Here is a 3,375-nt window from a genome sequence, read left to right on the forward strand (position 1 = left end):
GTTTTTAGTAATAGACAATTAAAGAAAGAACAAGGTCAAGGACAAACTGGTATTGACCCATCAAGATTAACTGGTTATCAGACAAGTGCTAGCTCTGGCGGTTATCAAACTAACAGAGGTGAGGCACAGCTAAAAGATGATACAGACTATGCAAAAACAAGAAGCGTCTATGAAGAACAAGTTGCAGAGCAACATGTTCAAAAAGCACCACCCCCACCAGCAGCAGGGGAATCTGAGGCATCATGTGGATGTGCAGCTTCAGCAGATGCAGGAAATGAATGTGATTGTGAAATGCAAGGTCAATGTTTCTGTGATGCTACATGCACATGTAATAGAGATGTGTGTAAAGACGCAGTAAAAGAAATGCAATAATAATTGCGCGTGCCAGTAGTAACCCTCCTTTTGTTCTCACGATATTTCGCTTTGCAGCCTACCTGAACTAAGTACAGGAACCTAAAGTTCTGTTTGGCTTTGCTCCATGTGGGACAGTTTTTCATTCCTTTCTTGGCAATCTCAGGCTTACACCATCATTGTGCTCCAAGTTGGATTTTTTCTGCACTGTTGCCGACCATCTCTGATCATCTATCTCCAGATCACATTTCCTGTATGGAGGGAGGAGTTTCCTCTGCCGTAGCAGCGTCTCGTGCTCTGGCTCGCAAATTCTAATTAATTTAATGAAATTTGAAGATTACTCATTTGAATCAAGTTTTAAGCCATATTGCTGAAGGAGTGATGGAATTTCTTTTTCATTTTCTAATTTAGAGTAATCATCAAGCAAATTTTTATTCAAATCATAAAATGTGTGACCCCACTTGAATTTCTCAAGTAATTGTTTTGCATCATCATCAAAACCTAAAATAAATAATGCTGCTGAAATTGCTTCAACAGTTGTTAGCTTGTTTATTTTAGAATAATTAACTGGATTTCCAGCAAATAGAGGGGGTAGTTTTCTTGGAATACCAGAAAATTTTGAAGAAAAAGTTTTTCCAGCCAATGTCCAAGAGCAATCGATTCCAGTTACAGAATTTACAAGTTTTTTATCTTCAGGTAAAATTGTTTTTGGGGCAAAGGGATCAAGAATCAATGTTTTACTCGAAGTTTTTTTTATATTTCTTGCAAGACCAAACTTTACAATTTTAGCTGCAGTGCATTTTTTAGGATCATCTTGTCTGTACATTAAAACTTGAACTTGCATGATTTGAAATGGAGTTTAATCTGTATTTACTTTACTCATATACGATATGAGTAACTTTGTAATAGAATCTTGAAGGTTGTTCATCTTTTAGAATTTCCACATTCCATGTCGATTCTGGGATTGTTGCATCAGATGATTCAGGTAAAATTGTGAATTTTTCTAATCGGACATCAGGACCGCTATATCTTACATTATAATTTACACCATCTACCTCAACTACTTTGTAAATGGCTCCAGGGATTCTAGTTGATTCAGACACAAGACATTCAACGTCAGGACCAATAATACATGAACCATCAGATGCAGTAATCTTAATGTTGACTGATGCTTCGTCTCCTCTAGATGGAGTAAACAATGAACCAGTAATTACTCTAGGAGATAGTTGTAACTCATCTTGAGTTTTTGGAGCAACTGAAATTGGGATTAATGAATCTGCAATACGATTGAATTTTTCAGTAGTTCTTGGAGCAGATGTTTCTTTAGGAGTTTCAACAACTACTGGTTTTGCAGTTGCATTGAATAATACAGATGTCTTTCCAAATTCTGCATCAACAATTATTTCATATTTTCCAATTGCACTTGATTTGTCGGGAATTTTATAATCAAAGGTAAATGCTCCTGATGCAGATGGGACAATTGTCATTGTCTGGCCAGGCAAGCCACAAACAAAAGTTCCACAAGTAATTTTCTCAGTAGAATCATCGACTACAGTGATATCGACCTTATCTAGATACACTTGCTTATTTGGTCTGCCAGTTAGATGAACAGTTTCGCCAATAGAATATTCATCCTTATCAGTATCAGCTATTATTGCGAGTTTACCTTCTCCAGTTACAAGGAAATCATTATCAACAGTGAAAATTGTATTTGCACGATTATTTTGATAAGAGACATCAACCTTGTAAGTGCCTTCTTTGAACAAGGTCACAGGAAGTGTAAACGTACTTTTGAAGTTACCACCATTGTCCAAATAAACAAAAGCATCATAAATTTCAGTTATTGGAAAACTAGTTGTTTTTACAGAAATATGCGCTCTGTCTTGTACAACTAACCCTTCCATGCCTTGATCTCGTTTAACTGCAGTTCCAAGAACGGTTAATTTTTCACCTGCATTGTAGATTGCTTTGTCAGTTGTTACTTCAATTGATTTTAAAACTAAAGAGTCAGTTTCAGGGTTTGGGGATACTTTGAAGAATTTTGATTCAGATACAGAAGAAGTTGAAAAGACTACTTGATAAACACCAAAATTACTGGTAATTTTGCTTCTTTCATTAAAAACAGATTGAGTTTTTTCTGCAATTGGAGTAGTCCAACTCCATGAGAATTTTGAATTATCAGCCAATGCTCCAAATTCATCAACATCACCATCTGGTTTTATGAGAGTAATAGTTACTCCACTACCTTGAGATAGTCCAGGAATTATTCCATCAATTGTAACTTTCTCATTTAAACCAAAAACTTCTTTGTTAATATCAAGTTGTACCCTTTTACCAATATCTAATGAATCTACAACTGAAAATACTCTAGTTGCAGTAAGAGAGCCATCACCATAATTTGCCTTTACAACATAATCACCTGGAGAGAAAACTGAGGGGTGAAGTTTTTCAACTACTTTGTAATTTCCTGCAATATCAGGTACAGCAGTTAAGCTGTATGCAGTAGTAGATGCCTTATCGCCAGTTGGCTTGAAAGTGTTTGATGTAATTTTTGTTCCATCAGCACCAGTTATAGTAATTTTTACAGATGGAGTATAAAATGAACTGCTCATTTGTTTTGCACCTATTTTTCCAGAAATTGTCATAGAGGAGCCTTTTTCATAAGTCGATTTATCAAGAGATAATGTGAATGGTTCTGTTTCAGATGCAACATATTCAGAAGGATTTTCAACAACCTTAAAGAAAATTTCAGCTGAACCAATATCTTTTGATACTGTGACCCTAAATTCACCTAATCTTTTTTTATCATTTGGAATTTTAAAGTCATGAGAAAATGTGCTGTCTCCGGCCAGTCTGACAACACTTGCTTCTTTGAGAATGTTTCCGCCATCAGTAGAAAGAGATATTGTTCCGACTTGCTTAATTTCTAAATCTAATGAGTTAACCCACTGAGTATTTACACGTCCTGTAATCTTTACAGTATCACCTAATCCGTAAACATTTTTGTCAGTTTTTAGAGATACG

The 3,375-nt window shown here is 35.6% G+C and carries 1 protein-coding gene, 1 other RNA gene and 2 pseudogenes; 1 reads left to right on the plus strand and 3 read right to left on the minus strand.

All coding sequences use genetic code 11. From position 1 onward, the window contains the following. Positions 1 to 372 (plus strand): annotated as a pseudogene (locus C6988_RS10800) (hypothetical protein); the annotation flags it as partial. A gap of 7 nt (positions 373 to 379) precedes the next feature. Here C6988_RS10800 and rnpB read toward each other — a convergent pair. The 3 genes and pseudogenes from rnpB to C6988_RS10815 form a co-directional block, all read right to left on the minus strand. Next, positions 380 to 657, minus strand: an RNA gene (gene rnpB / locus C6988_RS10805) — RNase P RNA component. 31 nt (positions 658 to 688) lie between these two features. After that, positions 689 to 1,195, minus strand: coding sequence for a DUF367 family protein (locus C6988_RS10810; RefSeq protein ID WP_182135454.1), 507 nt, complete (start codon positions 1,193 to 1,195; stop codon positions 689 to 691). Between the two features lie 31 nt (positions 1,196 to 1,226). Next, positions 1,227 to 3,375, minus strand: a pseudogene (locus C6988_RS10815) (hypothetical protein); the annotation flags it as partial.

Source organism: Nitrosopumilus sp. b1, assembly GCF_014078545.1.
Lineage (GTDB): Archaea > Thermoproteota > Nitrososphaeria > Nitrososphaerales > Nitrosopumilaceae > PXYB01.